The sequence below is a fragment of the Achromobacter marplatensis genome (genome assembly GCF_002209535.1).
In the GTDB taxonomy this organism is placed as follows: Bacteria; Pseudomonadota; Gammaproteobacteria; order Burkholderiales; family Burkholderiaceae_B; genus Achromobacter; species Achromobacter marplatensis.
Genome location: NZ_NJIG01000006.1, coordinates 170,412 through 189,507 on the forward strand (window position 1 = coordinate 170,412; position 19,096 = coordinate 189,507).

General features: G+C 66.1%; 13 protein-coding genes. 9 read left to right on the forward strand and 4 right to left on the reverse strand.

Going from position 1 to position 19,096, the window contains the following annotated elements; genetic code table 11:
• The first annotated feature begins 19 nt into the window (after positions 1–19).
• The 5 genes from tssH to CEY09_RS16025 are packed head-to-tail and all read left to right on the forward strand — an operon-like array spanning position 20 to position 10,133.
• A complete protein-coding gene (gene tssH, locus CEY09_RS16005) occupies positions 20–2,716 on the forward strand; it encodes a type VI secretion system ATPase TssH (protein ID WP_088589398.1) in 2,697 nt (898 codons plus the stop codon).
• A 17-nt stretch (positions 2,717–2,733) separates the two neighbouring features.
• Positions 2,734–5,433 (forward strand): type VI secretion system Vgr family protein, encoded by a 2,700-nt coding sequence (locus tag CEY09_RS16010; protein WP_088589399.1) that lies wholly within the window; start codon positions 2,734–2,736, stop codon positions 5,431–5,433.
• A 2-nt stretch (positions 5,434–5,435) separates the two neighbouring features.
• The gene (locus CEY09_RS16015) at positions 5,436–6,377 is read left to right on the forward strand and encodes a DUF4123 domain-containing protein (protein ID WP_234818334.1); all 942 of its coding nucleotides are present in this window, start codon (positions 5,436–5,438) and stop codon (positions 6,375–6,377) included.
• A complete protein-coding gene (locus CEY09_RS16020) occupies positions 6,374–9,511 on the forward strand; it encodes a T6SS effector BTH_I2691 family protein (protein WP_088589400.1) in 3,138 nt (1,045 codons plus the stop codon). The genes CEY09_RS16015 and CEY09_RS16020 overlap by 4 nt, the downstream gene beginning before the upstream one ends.
• Before the next feature lie 13 nt (positions 9,512–9,524).
• Positions 9,525–10,133 (forward strand): hypothetical protein, encoded by a 609-nt coding sequence (locus CEY09_RS16025; RefSeq protein WP_006226583.1) that lies wholly within the window; start codon positions 9,525–9,527, stop codon positions 10,131–10,133.
• Positions 10,134–10,171: 38 nt separating this feature from the next.
• Here CEY09_RS16025 and CEY09_RS16030 read toward each other — a convergent pair whose 3' ends face one another.
• Positions 10,172–12,691, reverse strand: coding sequence for an isoleucine--tRNA ligase (locus CEY09_RS16030; RefSeq protein ID WP_088589401.1), 2,520 nt, complete (start codon positions 12,689–12,691; stop codon positions 10,172–10,174).
• A gap of 487 nt (positions 12,692–13,178) precedes the next feature.
• On the opposite strand from CEY09_RS16030, the gene CEY09_RS16035 reads away from it, so the two are divergent.
• Positions 13,179–14,228, forward strand: a complete 1,050-nt coding sequence (locus CEY09_RS16035; RefSeq protein WP_088589615.1) for a hypothetical protein — start codon at positions 13,179–13,181, stop codon at positions 14,226–14,228.
• Positions 14,225–15,574 (forward strand): hypothetical protein, encoded by a 1,350-nt coding sequence (locus tag CEY09_RS16040; protein WP_088589402.1) that lies wholly within the window; start codon positions 14,225–14,227, stop codon positions 15,572–15,574. The genes CEY09_RS16035 and CEY09_RS16040 overlap by 4 nt, the downstream gene beginning before the upstream one ends.
• 48 nt (positions 15,575–15,622) lie before the next feature.
• On the opposite strand, the gene CEY09_RS16045 is transcribed toward CEY09_RS16040, so the two are convergent.
• Both CEY09_RS16045 and CEY09_RS16050 read right to left on the reverse strand, forming a co-directional pair.
• Positions 15,623–16,423 (reverse strand): hypothetical protein, encoded by an 801-nt coding sequence (locus CEY09_RS16045; RefSeq protein ID WP_088589403.1) that lies wholly within the window; start codon positions 16,421–16,423, stop codon positions 15,623–15,625.
• Positions 16,416–16,853 carry a response regulator gene (locus tag CEY09_RS16050; RefSeq protein ID WP_234818323.1) on the reverse strand — a complete coding sequence of 146 codons (438 nt, stop codon included), beginning with the start codon at positions 16,851–16,853 and terminating at the stop codon, positions 16,416–16,418. Before CEY09_RS16050 ends, CEY09_RS16045 begins: the two co-directional genes overlap by 8 nt.
• A 393-nt stretch (positions 16,854–17,246) precedes the next feature.
• On the opposite strand from CEY09_RS16050, the gene CEY09_RS16055 reads away from it, so the two are divergent.
• Positions 17,247–17,765, forward strand: coding sequence for a hypothetical protein (locus CEY09_RS16055; RefSeq protein ID WP_088589405.1), 519 nt, complete (start codon positions 17,247–17,249; stop codon positions 17,763–17,765).
• A gap of 166 nt (positions 17,766–17,931) precedes the next feature.
• The gene (locus CEY09_RS16060; RefSeq protein WP_006226576.1) at positions 17,932–18,300 is read left to right on the forward strand and encodes a glycine zipper 2TM domain-containing protein; all 369 of its coding nucleotides are present in this window, start codon (positions 17,932–17,934) and stop codon (positions 18,298–18,300) included.
• On the opposite strand, the gene CEY09_RS16065 is transcribed toward CEY09_RS16060, so the two are convergent.
• The gene (locus CEY09_RS16065; RefSeq protein ID WP_234818324.1) at positions 18,271–19,062 is read right to left on the reverse strand and encodes a GntR family transcriptional regulator; all 792 of its coding nucleotides are present in this window, start codon (positions 19,060–19,062) and stop codon (positions 18,271–18,273) included. The genes CEY09_RS16060 and CEY09_RS16065 overlap by 30 nt on opposite strands.
• Between the last annotated feature and the right edge of the window lie 34 nt (positions 19,063–19,096).

Below are 19,096 nucleotides of genomic sequence, written 5' to 3' on the forward strand. Positions count from 1 at the left end.
CCATCAGACATAGAGACTCATGGCTACACCGCTGAAGACCTTGATCGGGAAGTTGAACCAGACGTGCCGCCAGGCTGCCGAACGCGCCGCCAGCCTGTGCATGGCGCAAGGCCATTACGAGGTGGATCTGGAGCACCTGTTCCTGGCGCTGCTGGAAAAGCCGGCCAGCGACGTGAGCATCATCGCGCGGCGCTGCCATATCCATACCGACGCGCTGGAAGCCGACCTGAAAGCCGAGATCGGCCGCTTCAAGAACGGCAACACGCGCACGCCGGTGTTTTCGGCACATCTGCCCAAGTTGTTCGAGCACGCCTGGCTGATCGCGTCGCTGGACACGCAGACGACGCGCATCCGCTCCGGGCACCTGTTGCTGGCGCTGCTGACCGAACCTGATCTGGCGCAACTGGCCCGGCGGGGGTCTACCTTGTTTGAGTCGTTCCGGCTGGATGAACTCAAGCATGACTTCGCGGCGCTGACGGAAGGGTCGGAGGAGGCCGGGCAGGCCGTCGCCTTCTCCGATGGCGCGGCGTCCCAAGGCGAGGCCGGGCAGCCGGCGCCGGGGCTGACCCAGACACCCGCGCTGGACCAGTACACCACCAACCTGACCGAACGCGCCCGCGAAGGCAAGATCGATCCGGTGATCGGCCGCGACGCCGAGATCCGCCAGATGATCGACATCCTGACGCGGCGCCGGCAGAACAATCCCATCTTGACCGGCGAGGCGGGCGTGGGCAAGACCGCCGTGGTCGAGGGCCTGGCGCTGCGTATCGTGGCAGGCGACGTGCCGCCGGCCTTGGCCGACGTGACGCTGCGGGTACTGGACATGGGTTTGCTGCAGGCCGGCGCCAGCGTCAAGGGCGAGTTCGAAAACCGCCTGAAGAACGTGATCGACGAGGTCAAGAAAAGCCCGTCGCCCATCATCCTGTTCATCGACGAAGCCCACACGATGATCGGCGCGGGCGGGCAGGCGGGCCAGAGCGACGCGGCGAACCTGCTCAAGCCGGCGTTGGCGCGCGGCGAGCTGCGCACCATCGCCGCTACGACGTGGAGCGAATACAAGAAGTTCTTCGAGAAAGACGCGGCGCTGGCCCGCCGCTTTCAGGTGGTCAAGGTGGAAGAGCCTGACGAGGGGTTGGCCGCGTCCATGCTGCGCGGCATGGCGCCGCTGATGGAGCGGCATTTCGGCGTGCGCATCCTGGACGAGGCCATCAGTGCCGCCGCCCGGCTGTCGCATCGCTACATTACCGGCAGGCAGTTGCCCGACAAGGCGGTCAGCGTGCTGGACACGGCCTGCGCGCGGGTGGCCCTGGGCCGCAGCGCGACGCCCGCCTTGATCGACGACGCGCGCCATCGCCTGACCCGCCTGCGCACGGAACAGGCGGCGTTGCGCCGCGAGGCTGCCACGGGTACGCCAAATGCGCGCCTGGCTGAACTGGACCAGGAGATCACGACGGTCGAGCAGACGCTGGCGGACGCCGAAGCGCGCCATGCGGCCGAGACCAGCTTGGTGGAACGGATCCACGCGTTGCGAGGCGAGCTTGAGGCTCAAGGGCGGGACGCGCCGGTGGCAGATGCCGCGGCGCCGTCCTCGTCGCGGCGCAAGGCTGCCGCGCCAGCTCTGACGCCGGAGCAGCAGCGGCTGGCCGGATTGATGGACGAACTGCGGGCATTGCAAGGCGAGCAGCCGCTGGTGCCCGCCTGCGTGGACGCCCAGATCGTGGCCGAAATCGTGTCGGCGTGGACGGGCATCCCGCTGGGGCGCATGGTCAACGACGAGATCCGCACGGTGCTGCAGCTGCAGCCGATGCTGGCAGAGCGCGTCATTGGCCAGGACCATGCCTTGCATGCCATCGCGCAGCGCGTGCGCACCGCGCGCGCCGGCCTGGAAGATCCGGACAAGCCCAAGGGCGTCTTCCTGTTCGTGGGGCCGTCGGGCGTAGGCAAGACCGAGACGGCGCTAGCGCTGGCCGACATCCTGTACGGCGGCGAGCGCAAACTGGTCACGATCAACATGAGCGAATACCAGGAAGCCCACAGCATCTCGGGCCTGAAGGGGTCGCCGCCCGGCTACGTGGGTTACGGGGAAGGGGGCGTCCTGACCGAGGCGGTGCGGCGCCAGCCCTACAGCGTCGTGCTGCTGGATGAAATCGAAAAGGCCCACCCCGACGTGCTGGAGCTGTTCTTCCAGGTGTTCGACAAAGGCGTGATGGACGACGCGGAGGGCCGCGAGATCGACTTCCGCAATACGCTGATCATCCTCACGTCCAACGTGGGGTCCAGCACGATCATGCAGGCGTGCCTGAACAAGCCGGCCGACGAACGCCCGTCGCCTGACCAGTTGTCGGAACTGCTGACGCCGCAGCTGTACAAGGCGTTCAAGCCCGCCTTCCTGGGCCGCATGAAGACCATTCCCTATTTTCCCGTGGACGACGACGCGCTGGCGCACATCATCGGGCTGAAGCTCGGACGCATTGCGCGCCGGGTGCAGGCTACGCACCGCGCCGTATTCGAATGGGACGAGGCGCTGGTCGAGGCGGTGCTGGCGCGTTGCACCGAAGTGGATACCGGGGCGCGCAATGTGGACCATATCCTCAACGGCGCGTTGCTGCCCGAGATCGCTGAACAGGTGCTCAGCCGCATGGCGCAGGGCGAAACCATCGCCAAGATCCGCGTGGGCGCGGGCAAGAACGGCGACTTCCGCTTCCGCATGAGCTGACCAGAGGAGACGCCGACATGGCCCTTGAACTAGCCGCCGCCAGCCTGTTGGGCGCAGGCTTCACCCAGGCCGATCGCCTGCTGGACCTGAGCACGCCGCTGGGCCAGGACAAATTGCTGGCGGAGCGGCTTTACGGCACCGAGCAACTGAGCGACGGCGGCTTCGTCCTGCACGTGGATGCGCTGTCCGATGATGCGCACATCCCGCTGAAGTCGCTGATTGGCCAGCCGGTGCAGGTGACGCTGCAGACCGCCTTGGGCCGCGACGAACACCGTGCCTGGTGCGGCCTGGTGTCCGAGGCCCGCTTCGACGGCGCGAACGGCGGCTTTGCGCGCTATCGGCTGCGCATCGAGCCGTGGCTGGCGTTGCTGCGCCAGCGGCGCGACAGTTACGCGTTCCAGGACTTGTCGGTGATCGAGATCATCGACAGCGTCTTTGGCGACTACAACGGCCAGGGCGCGGTGGCGCCGCAATGGCGCTGGGAAGTGAAGGACTGCGACGCCTACGCGAAACGCAGCCTGACCATCCAGTACCGCGAAACTGACTACGCCTTTGTCGAGCGCTTGCTGGCCGAAGAAGGGCTGTTCTATTGGGTCGAGCACGAGGCGGGCGAGGGCGAACCCGGCACGCATACTGTCGTCATCGCCGACCACAACGGAGCGTTCGAAGCCGGCCCGCAAGAGAGCGTCAAGTTCCAGCGCGCGGATGCGACCGAGACCGAAGACACCATCCAGGCTTGGCGGCAAAGCCGCACCTGGCGCACCAATGCCGTGCGCCTGGCCACCTGGGACTACCGCGCGATGCAGGCCCGCAAGGCCAGCGCCCAGGTCGACGACAAGCTGCCCAACGCCATGGAGCTGGCCGACTCCGATTACCCCGGCCAGTATCTGTTCGAGGACGGAGATCAAGGCGACCGACTGGCCCACAACGCGCTGGCCGCACAACGCGTGCGCCAGGCCCTGTATGAAGGCGAGGGCACCGTGCGCACGCTGGCGGCGGCGCAGCGATTTACGTTGACGGGCCATTGGGGGCCGTCGCAAGGCGCTGGCGCGGATTTCGTGGTGCTGCGCATCCACCACGAAGCGCGCAACAATTTCGACGAGAGCTTGGGGCGCGCGGTGGCCGACGCGCTGGGCGCGGCCGGCGAGTCCCAGGACGACAAGGCGGACTTCTACCGGAATCGGTTCGAGGCAATTGCCGCCTCGCTGGAGTATCGGCCCAGTACCCGGGATGGCCACGGCGCGCGGCTGCATCCGCGCCCCACGGTGCATGGCGCCCAGACCGCGCTGGTGGTGGGCGCGGCCGACCCGGTGCATACAGACCGTGACCATCGCATCAAGATCCAGTTCCATTGGCAGCGCGGCAGCGCTTCCAGCAATCGCCAGGATCACCCGGCGGGCGCGGACAATGCACCGGCCAGCGATGCGCTGGGCACGTGGGTGCGTGTCGCCGAGCCGGTGGCCGGGTCCGATTGGGGCGGCCATTTCGTGCCGCGACTGGGGCAGGAAGTGCTGGTGCAATTCCTGCATGGTGATATCGACCGCCCGGTGGTGGTGGGCGCGTTGTACAACGGCGCGGGCACCGAGAACGCCGCGAATAACCAGGTGCAGGGCGGGGCCGCCAAGGCCACCGGCAACGCGCCTGCCTGGTTTGCGGGTAGTGAAGCGGGCCATGCGCACAATGTCGTGATGTCGGGCTTCAAGACGCAGGCCCTGGCCGAAAGCGGGCGGGGCATGGGCGGGTTCAACCAGCTGGTGCAGGACGACACGCCGGGGCAATCGCGCCTGACCGCTTCCACCACGCAGGCCGAGGCGCGGTTGAACCTGGGGCACTTGAAGCAGCAGCGTGACAACGAACGGCTGTCTGACCTTGGCCACGGCGCCGAGTTGGCCACAAGCGAAGCGCTGGCGCTGCGGGCAGGCGAAGGCTTGCTGATCAGCGCGGACAAGCGCGAGGGTGCTGCCGGCGGCTTGCTGGACAGCGAAGAGGCCATCAAGCAGATGGAAAAGGCGATCGAACAGGCGGGCGAGCTAGCCGCCACGGCCGTACGCCAGGAGGCCACGCTGTCGGGCGATAGCGACAAGACGCGCGCGTTGAATGAGCTGGACGCGGTGCGCAAAGTGATCGAGGGCACCAAGGCGGAGGAATCCGTCACGGTGCCTGCCTATACGCAGCCGCACATCCAGGTGAGTGCACCCAAAGGCATCGGCCAGTACACGCCGCACAACGCTTTCACGGTAGCCGGAACCACCTTGTGCCAAGTCGCGCCCGACGTGAACTGGGCCGCGGGCGCGAACCTGGCCATCTGCGTGGCGCAGGGCGTGGTGCTCTTCACCAAGGGACTGGGCGGTAGTGGCCGCGCGGTCGAGGAACAAGGCATCCGTCTGCATGCCGCCGGCGGCAAGTTGCGCTTGCAGAGCCAGAAGGCGCGCATGCGTCTGGCCGCGGAAAAGGCGGTGACCCTGGTATCGGCGCAAGGCGCCGTCGACGTGAACGCGTCGAAGAAAGTGCTGGCCACGGCAGCGGGCGCCTATATGCGCATCGAGGGCGGCGGCATTCAGCTGCATGCCCCGGGCAAGGTCGAACTGAAGGCGGGTGTGCATAACTGGGTGGGGCCGCAAAGCGGAGCAGGACCGGCCCAGCCGCCGCAGGGGGATATGGAAGGCTGCGCCGCGGCGCTTGAAGACGCGGCCGGCAGCGGCGCGTTGGCGGCGTGACGATGGACGTGACGCGGCATAACCCCACACCCTGGACGGCTCGCGCCGAGGATTGCGTCGAGCGGGCGATCGCAGGCTTGCGCGCGGTGCTGGACGGGCGCCGCGACCGGCGCGTGCTGCTGTTGTGCGACTCGACGCTGGCCGACCCGCTGGCCGACGACATCGCCGCGGCGGGGCTGGCCCGGCGCGAGGTCGATCTGATTTCACAGGGCGCGACCGCGCCGCCCTTGTATCTGGCCGAGGTGCCCGACGAAATCCGGCATGAGCGCCTGGTCAACGCCAGCATCAGGCTGGCCATCGACGAGGCCATGCGCCCGGCGCCGGCGGGCAAGCGCCCGCGTTCGATGTCGGCGTGGCTGGCCACCGACCTGCCCCTGGCGGAAGTGGCGCAGCGCCTGGTCCTGCGTGCGCGCTTGCGCGATGCGCAAGGCCGCGTGCGCATCCTGCGGTTCTGGGATCCGCGCACGACGCAGTATCAAAGCGAGCTCTACGCCGGCACGGCGCCGGCCTCGTGGATACCGGGCGCAACCTGGATGACCGTGGACGGATTCGCGCGATGGCAAACGCTACCGGATACGCCCGGCCCGATGCAGACGGTCACGCCGGCTTGGCCGCGCCTGGCGCGCCTGGGCCGCATTAACGCCGTGTTGCAACGGCTGAATGCGGACGGGTTGCGTGTCGGTCCGTCGGTGCTGGATGCGGTGCGCCAGGCGCTGGACGCCGGCGCGGCATGCGGCATCGATGACGATGAGGACGTCGCGCTGTTCGCGGCATGGCGGGTACGTCTGGATGCGCCCCTGGAGCGCGCACCGTCGTTTGCGGCCTTGCTGCGCGAGGTGCAGGAAGAGGGCGGCCGGTTGCGCAACGCGGCCCAAGACATGGATGACGAAGATTGGGAGCGCTTTGCGCAGGAAGCGCAAACGCGGGAGGACTTGCAAGCATGACTGACTACGACGCGCTGCCCTGCAAGGGCAAGTTCTGCGGCCGCCCCGGGCTGCCCATCCTGCCGATGCGGATTGCCTATGTGCCGGGCGGCAAGAACGACCTGCCCGACGGCGTCTACCTGGATACCGAGCTGTATTACGACACCATGCGCCAGGGCGCATACATGCTGCGCGCAATCACGGCGGGTTATGTGTACATCTGGGATCCGCGCCGCAGTTACGGCTGGCGCGCGTTTGCGGCGACGGCGACGGGCCAGATGAAGGAAGTGCCGGTGGATGACGACGACCGGCCGTCCCAGCAGCCGACGTTCACCTGCACGCGTGAAGGGCACGGCCTGGAATCCGCGCTGATCAACGTGGAGGCGCCCGCCAATGCGTCGCGCACGGTGTGGGTGGGGTACTCGCGCGTGTGGTGGACGCGTGATATCCGCCGCGAGCTGGCGCGCGACGAAGGCTGGCGCAAGAAGGTCATGGTGGAGCTGGACGCCAAGGCGGTGTGGGCCGGCGGCTACCCCAAGGCCGATACCGGCTACCGCGTGGCGGAAGATGGCGCCAATCTGGCGAAGCACTCGATCGAATTCCGCGATGCCGCGGGGGCGGCGACCCTGTTCAGCAATACCTTGTCGCCGGGCGTCACCGTCTTCGGCGGTCAGGCCGCGGCGTTGGCGGCCAAGATGCGCCAGATGACACCCAAGGGCGGCATCGTGCTGGCGTTGCGGGACCCGGTGGGGATCCTCGCCGACATTTCCACCTGGCGAAACAAGTGGATGGGCGATCTGGCTGCCCATCATCTGGACCCGACGCGGCTGCGGGAAGTGGGCGTGGCGCAGATCATCGAAGGTCTGGAAAAGCAGATGCAGTCGTCCGGCGATGACCGCAAGCGTCTGCGAGAGCGCGTCGACAGGGGCAAGGTCAGTAAGACGCTCAGTGACAACAAGGCGGCCATTGCCCGCATGCGCGAACATATCGAGGGAGCGGGCAAGGACTGGGCGTGGTGGTACGGGCGAGATACGTTCTGGCTGGCGCTCAAGGCGTATTCGTCCAAGGACGCCGCCGCGGGCGTGCGGCTGGAAGAAGACATGGCCCTGTGCGTGGACGGCGCAGGGGCGGTGGAATCCGAGCACAAGGCCATCGATGACTCGCTGAAAGACGAGGACATGACGGGCACGTACGAGGCGATCTGGCGCTCACTGGCGGCCAACGACGACGAGCTGCTGGGTTTCCTGAACCGCGAGGGCAAGGGCAAGGTCATCTCGAAACAGGTTTCGAGTATCCGCAAACTGGTCAAGGCCTACAACGATTGGCTGAAGAAGCGTGCGTCGAAGGGGCAGTTGCCGCCGATGCGTGCGGCGGGCGCCGCCATCGGCCGATTCATGGCGACCCAGTTGCTGCGATTGACCCTGTCGGGTGACCCCATCGCCGAGCGCGTCGCCGCGCGGGTCACGTTGACGATGGCCGCACGCATGAACATCGTGATGACGGTGCGCGTGCACACGACTACGCTGCCCCGGATGATTTCGGACATGCACCAGATCATCTGGGAACCCAATCTAAGCTCGGTGACGGTGGGCGGCGGCGGTGGACTGTACGCCAACAAGCACATGCAGGCCGGTTGGATGGGAACGCAGGCCGAGCGTTCGACATCGATCACGACCAACTACATCATTCCCGAAGAAGTCGATGCGCAACTGAACGCGGCGGCAGCCAATGCGCGCCCGCGGCCAGGCGCGGGGGGCTCGCCGCAATTGGCGCTACCGGCGCCTGCGCCAGTCCTGGCCTTGCCCGCGCCGACGATGTCGCCGCTGGCGGGTTTGGTGAAGTGGGCCAAGTCGCGAGACGGCGCCAATGCGGGGGCGACGGGGGTGTTGACGCTGGTGGCGCTATACACCTCGGTATCGGACCTGAGCAAGGCAGAGGCGATCAAGGACGCCAAGGCGGCGCGCAAGGCCTGGTTCGGCATCACCTCCGGCGTGCTGGGGGTGGGCAGCGTGGCGATCGAAGTGACGGCGGGCGCGATCGGCGCGCGCGTGGGGGCGAACACCGCGTACACGATGAATCTGCAGCTGAACTTGCGGTTGACGGCAGTTCGTACCGCTGGCGCGGTCTTCGCCGCGGCGGCCACCTTCGTCGATGGCGCCAACAATGCCCTGAACGCGGTCGATCAGTACGACGTGAAGAACTACGAGGCCGGGGGCGCCTACGCGACATCCTCATTCTTCTTGTTGTTGTCCGGCCTGACCGGCGTTGCGACGGCCCTCGTTTCGCTGGGAGGCGCGTTCAGCGCTGCCGGCGTGGTGGCGGGCGCCGGGGGGGTGGGAGGCGCCATGGTGGGCCTGACGAGCGGCGGTACGGTGCTGCTGGGCATCCCGGTATGGGGCTGGATCGTGCTGGGCCTTTGCCTGTTGGCGGCGGGCCTATACTTTAAATTCTGGGGCGACAGCGCCAAGGACAGCGAGTTGGAGATCTGGTTTACGCGCTGCTGCATGCGGTCTGCGGAATTCGAGGATGTGAAGGACCGCCCGCCTTTCGAAGACCGGGTGGAAGAGTTGGAGGCGTTCAATCGCGCGGTGTTCGGCGTGCGGGTGACGCTGGATTGGAAGGGGTTTTTGAAGGGCGAGGTATTTGGCCGCGACCGGCTGGTGCTGGAAGTGATCATGCCGGGCTACTCCGACCATAGCGACTACGCATATAGCCTCACGCTGGTCGGGGATGGCGTCAGTGCGGTCGTCTCAAGCAAGGGATCTGTGCGCGCGGAAGATCCCGAATTGCAGCCGCGCGGTCCGTCGAATCTGCAGTTCGTGAAAGGCAGGCCGCGGGAGGAAACCTGGGCCGACCGCGTGGACCAGTATGTCGACAACCTGAGCGCGCGGCCCGGTTGGGCCGACGTGTGGCGCTGGATACGCAAGGACCGCAGCCAGGCGATCGAATTCACCGGCAAGCCGTGGGACGATGTGGTGCAATTCCACGTCAGCAGCGGATGCGGGATTTTGCGGACCGAGGTCCTGGTGGACGACGATATCTTCCACGAGGCGTTGCTCAAGGTGGAATACTGGCCCGATCCGGACCGCATGCCCGACATCCGGTCGCTGCCCATGGGCGGCAGCGGATCCAATCTGGTGAAAGCCAATAACTGACAGGGTTTCAAGCATGAACAGCAACGAAGGAGTCCAGGCGGCGGTCTACACCCGCTGGCATCAGCTGTCGGTGCCATTGGCCTTCGCGTTGGCGGCCGGCAGTTTCATGCTCGTGGTGCTGAACCGCGGCCCGATCGGCCTGGCCGCCGTGCTGGCGGTACTCGGCCTGCTCGTGCCGCCCTTGGTGGCCTTCAAGGGCTTTCCCACCCGCAACGCGGTCAAGGTGACGCCGGACGGGCTGGAATTCTCCCGTCGCGGGCCGATCGCCTTTGCTGATCTGAAAAGCTGGGGCACCGACGACTACCTAAAACTCATCCGCCCGGGCTTGCCTACGGTGCTGGTAAGCCCGGTGGATCTGCCTAGCCGCGAGCGCTTGCTGCGCGACTTCGAACAGGCGCTGCAGGCGTGGCAGAAGCGGCAGCCTGCCGGTACGGCCGCGGCGCGCCGCACGCATTTCTACGGTTCCACCGCCGGCCGTCTGGTCGGGCTGCTGATCACCGCGCTGGGTGCCGGCTCCGCCGTCATGGCGCTGAGCCAGCGGGAACCGTCGATCTCGCTGGCCATCGTGGGCGGACTGGGCGCGTTGTTCGGCCTGGCGATGCTGTTCGGCAAGCGGGGCTGAATCCAGAGCCTTTCACCCCCGCGCCCAGGCCTTTTCGGCTAGGACAGGGCCTCGCTGACGGTACCCTGCACCGCGGCGCAACGCGTGCACAGATCGGTATCGTCCGACACGGACGGCTCATGCTTCCTGCAGCAGGCGCATGCACGCCAGCTCGTGGGCGTGAAGCTCACATCACCGCCGTCATCTGACCGGTCATCGGGGAAGACCGCCGCGGCGCCCAGAACGTCCGAAAATGCGCCAAGCCTTGCTGCCTTCGCCTGCGACCACGTGACGTTGACCTGGGCCGCGCCCTTGACCCATTCGTCCCGGTGGGCTTCCACCCAACGGTTGAGCGTGCCTTTCAGTTCTACCGCCTCGCCATAGGCTGCAAGAGTCGCGGCTTCGTTCTCCGCGACAGGCAAGGACACGTCGGCAAGCGTGGCCAGCAGCACGCTATCGCCCTGTTCCGCGCCTGCTGCGCGCAGGTACTGAAAGACCTCCTCGCAAGAGTAGGGCAGCACCGGCGTCAGCAGGCGCACCAATGTGCGCACCACCAGGCCAAGCACCTGCTGCGCCTGACGCCGTCGGGGCGCGTCCGGCCGGTCGCAGTAAAGGCTGTCTTTCACCGCCGGAAAGTAATCGCTGGATGCGCTTTCCGCGTAGCGCAGCAGATGGGACACGGCTGCGGCAAAATCATACCGGTCGGCCGCCAGGCACACGTCGACGCCCAACTGGCGCAGCAAGGCCACTTGAACCCGGTCCAACGGGTGCGACACGGGCTGCGTCTGCCAATCGAAATCCTGAAGGTTCTGCAGACAGAAGCGCATGGTGTTGCGCAGTTTGCGAAAGCGCTCCTTGGTCAGCGCAAGCGCCTCGCCCGAGAACTTCAGTTCGCGCGTGAAGTCCTGCTGCAGTGTCCACAAGCGCAGCACATCTGGGCTCAGGGTCTTGAGCATCTGGTCCAGCGGCTGGTAGTTCTTGCTGGACTTCGAGAACTTCTGGCCCGTGCCGTCCACCACGAAGCCGTGGGTCACGACCTGCTTATAGGGGGCGCCGTGGCCGGCCGCCGCGCACGTCAGCAGCGAAGACTGGAACCAGCCGCGGTGCTGGTCGGAGCCTTCCAGGTACACGTCGGCCGTGCGGCCGTAGCGCTGCATCAGCACCAGTTGATGGGTGACGCCGCTGTCGAACCAGACGTCCAGTGTGCGGCGGGGACCTTCGCTTTGCCAGGCTTCCACGCCTTCGGTCGCGACGCGCGCCGCCAGCCGCAGGTCATCGGGGTCGGCCGGATCCACGAGCGGCGTTCCCCACAGCCGGTTGCGCGAGACGCACCAGGCTCCGCGCCCGGCCAGCATGCTGGTAAGCCGTTCGCGGCCGGCGGCGGGCACGAACTCCACGTCGTCCAGCGCGCGTAGCGCCTGCTGCCGGGTGTCGGCCAGGTCCAGGAACCACTCTTGCGAAGCGCGGAAGAAAACTGGCGTCTTGTGGCGCCAGCAATGCGGATACTCGTGCTCCAGGGTGGACACGGACACTACGAAGGGCGCCACGCGTTCCAGCACGTGGGCCCTGGCTTGAGCCAGGTCCATGCCTTGCATGCCCGCCACGACAAAGCGGCCATGCTCGTCCAGGTATTGCTCGACGGCCAGGCCGTACGGCTCGCAGACGCGGAAATCATCGGTGCCGAAGGCCGGCGCCATGTGCACCAGCCCCGTGCCCGCCCGGCTCACGAAATCCGCCGGCAGGACGGGCACAGCGTCTCGTGTGTAGGGGCTGACTACCGTCAACCCCGCCAGGTCGACGTCGGGCAGTTGCTCGTCGCCGGCCTGGCGCAGCCGCACCCGGTTACGCGTGCCGTCGCTGACGGCGACATAGCTCAGGGCCGGGTTGTAGGCGACGGCCTTGTTGGCAGGCAGCGTGTACGGCGTGGTGGTCCATACATCCAGGAACAGATCCTCGTGGCCCACAACCGGAAACAGCACGACCAGGCTGTCGCCCACCTTGGTTTTGTATTCGACCTCGGCTTCGGCCAGCGACGAGGCGCATGCCGGACACCAATGCACGGGCCGCAGACGCCTGACGGCGCCGGGCAGCGCCTGGAACACCTTCGCTGCGCCCGACTCGAAGCCGGGCGCCATGGTCAGATAGGGCTGCTCCCAGTCGGCGGCCACGCCCAGGTCGCGGAATTGAGCGGTCTGCAAATCCACCTGCGAGCGGGCGTAGGACCGGCAGGCCGCCACGAAGGCCGGCGGATCGTCCTTGCCGTGGCCCACACGTTCGACCTCCAGCTCAACCGGCAGGCCGTGGCAATCGAAGCCCGGCACATACGGCGCGAAGTAGCCTTGCAGCCGTTTGAACTTCACTACCGAGTCCTTCAGGCCTTTGTTGACGGCATGGCCAAGGTGCAAGCCGCCGTTGGCATAGGGCGGCCCGTCGTGCAGCAGGAAGAGCGGGCGCGAGCCTTGCGTGCGATGCAGGCCGTCGACGACCGCCTTGCTCGACCAGCGCCGCAGGGTTTCCGCCTTGTCGGCGTGGGTGGTGGCCAGCGGGAATTCATGCTTGAAAAGATTCAGCGTGTACATGTTTCGATTCCAGAAATGCAAAAAGGGCAGCGTTCTGTACGCTGCCCTTTGGAAGGTGAGGTGCGAAGGTGGGGCTTAGCCGCCCAACGTAATTCGCCCCCGACGCCCAATGGCAGCGGAGGTGCGAATAATCACGATCGACAGGAATCTGGACACGGGTTTTGGCTGGTTGGCGTGTTGACGTTGTGGATTCACTCTAGCACAACATCAAGACCCGAAACAAACGCAACAATAATTTTCGAGTTCCAAGCAGCCGTCCTTGCCCGCGCAGCTTGCGGCTGGCTTGGCGGGGGGGCGGCGGTGGCCCGCGCCATTGCTGGCGTTCTGGCCGTGGCGTGGTTTTGAAGCGACAGCACGGGCCCGCCGGGATGCGCGCGGCCCCGCCTCGGGCCATGTTTCAGCCTGCCAAGCAGGCATTGCGATCCGGCCCTGAATCAGTAGTATGCCGGCTCAACGATCCGATTCCGCCTTATTCAAGGACCGCTCCATGATGTTGCCGCGACCGCGACTTGCCCTGTCCGCCCTGGCCTTTTCGCTTGCCTTGTCCGGCTGCGCCACCCAGCCATTCTCGAGCAGCGAGGGCACCATGGACGATCCGCGCTATGCGCAGCTGCTGGATCTGATCGACGAAGCGCTGAAATCGGACATGGCAGTGGTGCTGGTGGCCGATCTGACGCCGCACCCCACGCTGGGCGACGCGCTGGCCATGACGAAGTACACCACCCGCGTGATCTGGATGAACGAAGCGGCGCCGCAAGTGACCTTCAGCCGCAGCTTCCAGAACAATTCGCTGCAGAAGGACACCAAGACGCCTCTTCTGTTCAATTCGTTCGAGGTGCATATCCTGCCGCCTGGCAAGTATCTTCTGACCGGTGGCGACGATTACAAGCTGAATGCGCTGCTGGATGAGGTGGGCGCCCAAAGCGGCCCGGTGGGCTCGGGCCGCGGCGCGAACGGCACGTCTTATCTGTCGCCGGAGCTCTATCGCGAGTTCTACAAGCAGACCAATTGGCACGATGCCAGCTACGGCACACAGACGGGGTCGCGAACAGTCTGCACCGCCGTGCATGCGGCGTCGGGTGCGTGCGTGAGCTGGGGCGAGCAGCAATACAGCCAGACGACACAGACCGGGGCCGCAGGCTACCGCGAAGATACGCAGTATCGCGACATCCCCGCCATCAAGATCCAGTCGCGCATTCCGCCCAAACAGGCGTTGGCAAGCTTCACCCTCAAGGCCGGCCAATTGGTGCTGAGCCAGCGCATGCACTTGAAGACACCCAGCTACAAGTACCGGCAGTCCGCCTGCCGCGCAGTCGAGGCCAAGATGATCGAGTGCCCGCTTGAGGACATGACCGTCTACACCCGCCCGGCGCCGATGGAGTTTTCGCAGAAACTCATCGCGCGACGCAAGAACGTCAGCGCGGAACATCAGCAGCTGCTGGCCAAGCTCCAACCCATGCAGATCACGACGCTGGGCAAGCAGGGCATGGAAGACCCGGTCTGGGGTGTGCCGGTGTCGCTGCGCAAGGGAAAATGAACGAAGCCGGGGGCGGTGATCCGCGCAAGCGCTGGCGCGAGCAGCAGCGGGCCCAGCGTCTGGAACAAGCCGACGATCAGCGCGCCGCGTTCGACGCGCAGGCGGCGCGGCAACGGGCGTGGGCCGAACGGGCACGGCAGCCGCCGGCCCTGGCCCGTGTGGCATGGCAGGGCCTGACGCTGCGGGTGGTGAACCTGGCGCAGGCCCAGACGCTTCTGAGCCGGATCCGAGATACCGACAATGCTGCGTATTACACGCTGCTGGACGAGGCCGCGGCCGCGCAGCTGCCCGACAGCGCCGGGCAGCAGTGGGTGTTCCTCGTGGCCGACGCGCCGGTGACGGCAACGACTTTGGACCTGCCCGCGCAACTGCCGGACCATCCGGCATTGCGGGTGGCCGGCTGGGTGTTCACGGCGGGTCTGGATGCCGACGTGCTGCGTGTCGGCAACGCGGCCAATCCGGACATGGCAAGCGGCGAATCCGAGGCCAATATTGGGCCTGATGCCGGGCCTGATACCGGGCCTGACACTGGGCCCGACACCCGGTCTGGCACGATGGTGGTTGCATTGGGCCCGGCACGCGCCGGACTGCTGATGTTGCCCGCGGGACGGCACGCGTTCACGGAAGGGCTGCATGCCACGACGCTGCTGTGCCGGCACTATCGGTGCCAGGTGCTGGTGCGTGGCGCCTTGCGCGCAGATTGCTTGATTGCCGCAGGCGGTGACGTGTACTGCACTGAGGCGCCGCGTATCGCCCTGCTGGCGACCGACGACGCTGACCGCAATCGCAGCCGCGTCATGTCGCGCCCGGGGCGCAGCTATCGCTTTCATCCCCCCACGCATGCGCTGGAGGACATCGTGGCGCCGCCCTGGTTGCGGCGGGATGCGCGCGGCCATGCGCGGCTTGCACCGCGCCTGGCGGATCTTGCCGATGCGCAAGCCTTGCTGCGCCCGCGCAAGGCGATCGATGGGGTCTATGACGGCTTCACGGCCGAACTCGAGCAGGCCATGCAGACGCTGTCGGCGTTGCTGCGCACCGCGGGCCCGGCGCAGCTATCTGTGCGGTTCGGGCCCAGCCCCTCGAATCACGCCCGGTATTCCGAGAATGCCGCAGGCGCGCGCGAGCTGGTGCGGCAGATCGATCATTCGGAATATGTGCGTATCAGCGCGACGCAGCCGGGCGCGGGCGGGGCCATTGCGCTGCGGGCGGAACAGCTGAGCGCACCCGTGCGGGATCGTTCTGTGCGCGATGCCCGGCCAGAAGACGACGACCCCGAGGCGCGCATGATCAAGCTGGCGCTGCGCGACGCAATCGCGCGGCTATTGGCGCACTACGGTCCGGCGTAACCGGCCGGGAAAATCCGCCCTGCGCGTTGTCACCCGGTCGGTTGGGAGTCAAAGATGTCGGTGGCTGCACGCCATCGGCGCATCGATCATTTTGCCCACGGCGTCCGCCATCTTTCTTGCGCTTTCTTCGTCCAGCCAGGCCGTGCGTATCGATCGAAAGCCCAGGCCAAGGCTGAAGTGCCAATCCAGATCGAAAATTCGATAGGCCTTGCCGGTGGCAGGGCAGTGCCATTGCACGTCGGGGTCTTCGAAGGCCGCCCCAATGAAATCGACGTGGTCGCCATAGGGAGGCAGGTCCGGTAGCGGCTCGCCGGTTTCCGGCAGGCTAGGGACTTCCAGATTTTCGCCGACATGCACGGCGGGATTCGGGCCGTCATAGGCCAGCAGCATCAAGCCGAATTGTTGCGGATCGGTGTCGTACGTCTGGGCGATATGCGGGCTCATGAATGCGCGTGCCGCGGGCCCGACCAGGTAATGCGGGCTGCGCCACGAGCTGCCCTCGTCATTCTGAAGGGTGCAGTCGAGTTCGATGCCGTGGCCGGTCAGCAGTTCGAGCGTTTGCGCGATGCTGAAGTCCGGCGCGGCCTTCAGGCCGGCGGGCAGGGCGGGACACCCTTCGTACAACGCCAGCACCTCGGCGGGGCTGCGCATCGTATCTTCGTATCGGTAGGTGCAGTTCAGGGTCTGTGCCAGCGTCAAGCTCAGGTCCACCAGCGCCGGCATCGGCACATTGCATCCGAACGGAGGCAGCACCATGCCGGTTTCCAGCAGACGGGCTTCAAGCTGTTTCCAGTCCGGCGGCGGCAGATGGGGATACCGCGGGAACAGGAACTGGTGATGTTCAGACATGCGCCGCGTCTAGAACGACGTGCGGCCGCGCGAGGGCATCGGGGTTGCCCCGGTAACGGGGCTGCCGCGCAGGCGCGGGCGTCAGGCGGCGGATCGTCTTCAGCACTTCTTCCGGTTCTGCCGGTTTGCGCAGGTAGGCCGCATAGCCGTCGCAGGTCTCGCTGATTTCATGCTCGGGCCGGCCGCTCAGCACCAGCACGGGCGTTTCGCTCAGATAGGCGTTTTCGCGCATCGCGGTGAGCAGTGCGCCGCCGTGCATGCCCGGCATGGAAAAGTCGGTGATTACGAGGTCAGGGCGCAGGTCAAGCATCTGCCGAAGCGCGGTCAGGCCGTCGGTATGCGTCGTGACGTCATAGCCTTCCATGCGCAAGATCTCGCTCAACATGTCGACCAGCATCGGCTGATCGTCGACCAAAAGTATTTTTTTCATGATGGTTCAGTGCCACGTACTGCAGCGTTTGGATTTCTGGCCGCCCTGGCCGTCCGCAAGCGCCGTTGTTGTACGGCCATGCGAAGTGTGGTGGGGCAGGGCCAGCGGCATTTCGCTCCTTCCGGGCGCTGACGGGGCAGGCGAAAGGAGGATGGCGGACCGTGGATAGGCGCATCCTAGGGCATGCGCGTTGTTCATGTGTGTCGTAATTGTATCGGGAGGAAACGAGTGCTTGGCTCGCCGTCGTGCCACGGCGTAGATGCGGAGCGGCACGGACACTTTTTGCCATGCTTGAGCGGTGCGTCGATCGGAAATTGAGCGGTGGGCCCCGTGCTTTAATTCGATCTGGATCACGCGCGCGGCAACGCGCCAAGCAACCCACGGGAGCCCGACTTGCCCATAGAATTCGAACAGATCGAGAGCGTTTTCATGGACACGTTGCGGGCGCACTCCGCCTTCGCGGGATGGAAGAAGAAGCGCAAGCGTTGCCTTTGGCGCGCGCTTGGCGACGTACAGCAAGGCGTGGAGCTGATCCGCTACAAGGCCTCTTTCGACAACCGGCAATTGGTGTCCGTGGGCCTGTACGTATCCGTGCCCTGCGAGCGCGAGTGGCCGGTGTACGTGCCCACCGAAATCTGGGACAAGGGTCGTCTGTACCGCCGGGCGTATCTGGTACCCGGCCAAGGTCTGGTCGACGAACCCACCTTCGCCAGCGGTGCTTCGATCGCTATCGCTTCCGCGGAAGCGTTGGCCGCCTGGCTGGCCACCCTTCCGGCCGATATCGACGCGCACGTCACTCCCTGGTTCAAGCAATACGAGACGCTGGAAGCCGCCTCGTATGAGTATCAGATTCCTCGCTGGCGGCTGGAGAAGGCGGGTCTGATTCCCTTGACGCCGGGAAGTTCGGGCTGATCGTCGCCGCGCAGAAAGCGATTGAAACCGCTTATACACCCCGTATCCCGGCCTGCGGGACTGACACATACCTGAAGTGATAACTTGCTTGCCAGACGAATGATTTCTGGTTCAAGCCGTTATGCATGGCTGCATCGCAGAAGCAGCCCGCTACAGGAGAATAAAGATGGCCATCACGAAACGACTCATTCAGGCGGTTCTCGCGGGCGTCCTGGCGTTGGGCGTCAGCATGACCGCCCAGGCCGACAAACAGACCCGCAATACCGTCATCGGCGCCGGGCTGGGCGGCGTGGCGGGGGCATTGCTGTCCGAAGGCGATCCTTGGGCGACCGTGGGCGGCGCGGCTGCCGGCGGCTTGCTGGGACACGTCATCACCGATGACGACCGCGGCGGGCGCCGCCACGGCTGGGACCGCGACCGGGGGCGCGACCATTCCTACCGTCGTGCAGGCTACCGGGGTTATGACGGTTATCGCGGCCACGACGGATACCGAGGCCATAACCGTTCAAACGGGCGGCACCACCACCGCCGCTGATCCTGTCGGGCGCTTCTGGAGCCAGTCGACCACGAACTCCCCCGATTCATGGATGTGCGTGCGCATGGACTGGCGCGCGGCCGCAGGGTCGCGCGCCACAAGCGCCTCGACGATCGCCGCATGATGCTCGATATTCTTCTTCATGCGCGACGCGTACATACCCAGCACGGTCATGTTCAGGATGTTCCTGGTGTAATCGGTATGCAGGTCCTTGATGACGCGCTCCAGCGACGAGTTGCCGGAAGCCTGGAAAATCAGGGAATGGAATTCGTGGTTCCTGGTCACCCATTGCCGCATCGGCCCCGCGGCATGCCGGTTGGCGGCGGGGCCGCCCTTGTTGACTTCCGCATATAGCGCCGAGACCGCCTCCACGCATGCGGCGTGGGCGGATTGCAGCCTATGCAGATCGGCGTCGGTGATCCAGCGCGCTGCCAACTCCGCGGCCATTCCCTCCAGCTCTCCCCGCAGCCAATAGTTCTGGCCGATGTCTTTGACGGTGGGGGCGACCACGGTAGCGCCGTAGCGGGGTTGCTGGACGATCAGGCCCTTGATCTCCAGCTGCCGGAATGCCTCGCGCACCGGAGTCCGGCTGACGTCATACTCCTCGGCCAACGCCTCCTGCCGCAGCTTCCGTCCGGGCGGGTAGGTGCCGTCGAAGATCTTTCTGGAAATCTCGTCAACGAGTTGCTGCACGAGGTCTTCCTGGGATTGCGGCGGCCTCGCCGGATCGGCCCGGCTGCCGGGCGAGAAAGGTTGTTGCATGGTTCGCTCCCGCCCCGACATGCTGCACCCGGGG

Coding starts and splice junctions, on each gene's coding strand:
- tssH (WP_088589398.1), top strand. CDS start 20: ATGGCTACACCGCTGAAGACCTTGATCGGGAAGTTGAACCAGACGTGC.
- CEY09_RS16010 (WP_088589399.1), top strand. CDS start 2,734: ATGGCCCTTGAACTAGCCGCCGCCAGCCTGTTGGGCGCAGGCTTCACC.
- CEY09_RS16015 (WP_234818334.1), top strand. CDS start 5,436: ATGGACGTGACGCGGCATAACCCCACACCCTGGACGGCTCGCGCCGAG.
- CEY09_RS16020 (WP_088589400.1), top strand. CDS start 6,374: ATGACTGACTACGACGCGCTGCCCTGCAAGGGCAAGTTCTGCGGCCGC.
- CEY09_RS16025 (WP_006226583.1), top strand. CDS start 9,525: ATGAACAGCAACGAAGGAGTCCAGGCGGCGGTCTACACCCGCTGGCAT.
- CEY09_RS16030 (WP_088589401.1), bottom strand. CDS start 12,691: ATGTACACGCTGAATCTTTTCAAGCATGAATTCCCGCTGGCCACCACC.
- CEY09_RS16035 (WP_088589615.1), top strand. CDS start 13,179: ATGATGTTGCCGCGACCGCGACTTGCCCTGTCCGCCCTGGCCTTTTCG.
- CEY09_RS16040 (WP_088589402.1), top strand. CDS start 14,225: ATGAACGAAGCCGGGGGCGGTGATCCGCGCAAGCGCTGGCGCGAGCAG.
- CEY09_RS16045 (WP_088589403.1), bottom strand. CDS start 16,423: ATGTCTGAACATCACCAGTTCCTGTTCCCGCGGTATCCCCATCTGCCG.
- CEY09_RS16050 (WP_234818323.1), bottom strand. CDS start 16,853: ATGAAAAAAATACTTTTGGTCGACGATCAGCCGATGCTGGTCGACATG.
- CEY09_RS16060 (WP_006226576.1), top strand. CDS start 17,932: ATGGCCATCACGAAACGACTCATTCAGGCGGTTCTCGCGGGCGTCCTG.
- CEY09_RS16065 (WP_234818324.1), bottom strand. CDS start 19,062: ATGCAACAACCTTTCTCGCCCGGCAGCCGGGCCGATCCGGCGAGGCCG.